The organism is Methanobrevibacter sp. UBA188, assembly GCF_905234905.1.
Taxonomy (GTDB): Archaea; Methanobacteriota; Methanobacteria; order Methanobacteriales; family Methanobacteriaceae; genus Methanocatella.
Map to the genome: position 1 here is coordinate 4,667 of NZ_CAJOJM010000079.1, position 1,958 is coordinate 6,624.

1 pseudogene is annotated in these 1,958 nt (G+C 40.1%); it reads right to left on the reverse strand.

The window, feature by feature from the left end:
* Nucleotides 1–1,958, reverse strand: a pseudogene (locus QZ143_RS09390) (DEAD/DEAH box helicase family protein); the annotation flags it as partial.

The following is a 1,958-nucleotide window of genomic DNA, read 5'->3' on the forward strand; positions in this document are numbered from 1 at the left end:
CATAGGTTTCATGCAGGTACTTTTCCACCTGGCTTACTGTAAAATACCTGTTGTATATAAGACAGCTTAAAATCACAAGCTCGTGGGGTCTTATTCCCTTGATTAGCTTTTTTGAAATGAATCTCAATACGGCAAGCTCCTCCTCTTTAAGTTCGCTAGAATAGTCATCTTCGACATATTTCAGGAATGTGTGGTATGTGTCAAACTTGTTGTGGTTGAGGATGATTTCGGGATTGAATTCTCCTTGAATTGCGAAGTCATATAATGAAGGAATTCTTCCAAGCTTATATTTTAATTGATTGTACTTTTCTTTAAACAGTGCCACTTTTGAAAATGATGAGTTGTTGATTGAATCATATATACGCTTTTTAGAAATTTCATCAAAATTGATTGATGAAGCTCCAGGAATGATCTTGTTTCCCTCCATCACATATTTCCTGTACTTGTCCTTGTCATATGACCTGTCACCGGATAGGGCAATCGGGATCATGAAGTTGTTCTTGTAGTTGCCGATGAAATCCAGAATCACCACAAACTCCTTGTTCTTGTATTTTCTAAGTCCTCTTCCAAGCTGCTGGATGAAGATGATTGGAGACTCGGTTGGCCTTACAAGCAATACCTGGTTGATTTCTGGAATGTCCACACCCTCATTGAATATATCAACCGTGAAGATGTATTCAAGCTTATTTGGATTGCTGTCGTTTGTTAGGCGGTCGATTGCTTCAAGACGCTTTTCCTGCGGATCATCACCTGTCAGTACAATTGAAGGGTGGCCTCTTTTTGTAAATTCCTCTGCTAAAAGTTGGGCTTCCTTTTTTCTGGAACAGAATACCAGTGCCTTTATCCTGTCTCCCGAATATCCGTAAAACTCGGACTTTTCCAGAAGGTAATTGACTCTCTTTTCAGATGCCAAAAGATTGAAGTCCCTGAAATCATCATTGATGGTGTTATCGTCAAATTCCACGTCAGTGATTCCGAAATAGTGGAAAGGACAGAGCAAATCCTCTTCCAAAGCTTCCTGAAGTCTGATTTCATGGGCGATGTTGTTGTCGAAAAGGTCATAGATGTTGAAGCCGTCAGTCCTTTCAGGTGAAGCAGTCATTCCAAGATAGAATTCCGGCTCGAAATAATTGAATATCTTTTGATAGCTCAATGCACCGGCCTTGTGAACCTCATCAATGATGATATAGTCAAAATAATCCTTGTCATATCTGGTGTAGACGTCATCCTTGCTCATTGTCTGTATTGTCGAGAAAAGATAAGGCTTTTCAAAGTCCTTTGAGTTTCCAGATAATAAACCGAACTTGTCATGGTCTGTAAAAACGTTTTTATAGGCTTTTATAGACTGCTTTGCAATCTGTTCACGGTGAACCAAAAACAGAAACCTTTTTGGCTTGAAGTCATTTACCGCAAAGGCGGAAGCATATGTTTTTCCGGTACCTGTTGCGGAAACGAGAATTGCTTTCTTTTCACCCTGTTTGATGAGATTTCTGACATTGTCCAGAAACTGCTCCTGCATATAGTTCGGCGTTAATGTGACGTTAGTTTCCTTGATGCTTTGGGTGATTTTTCTAAGGTCTGAAAATTTCCTGCTGTCATCGTAAATCTTTTCATATTCTGGAAGCACGTCAGTTGAATTCGGATTTCAGGTCACTCAGCATTTCCCCTTCTGTCAGTGAGGTAAACTCAACGTTCCACTCCTTGTTGACGGAAAGTGCATTCATGGTCAGGTTGGAGCTTCCCACAATTCCTCTGTAGATATTGTCCTTTTTGAAGAGGTATCCCTTGGTGTGAAAGCCTTCCTTTTCCTGCAGGTAAAGTTTAACTTCAATGTTTTTAAAGCTCTGAAGCTTTTTCAGTGCTTTCGGTTCGGTGAAGTTCAGATAATCAGTCGTAAGGATTTTTCCCTTAATGTTGTTTTCCTCAAGGTAGCGAAACTCCTCCAGAAGCGGTGTTAT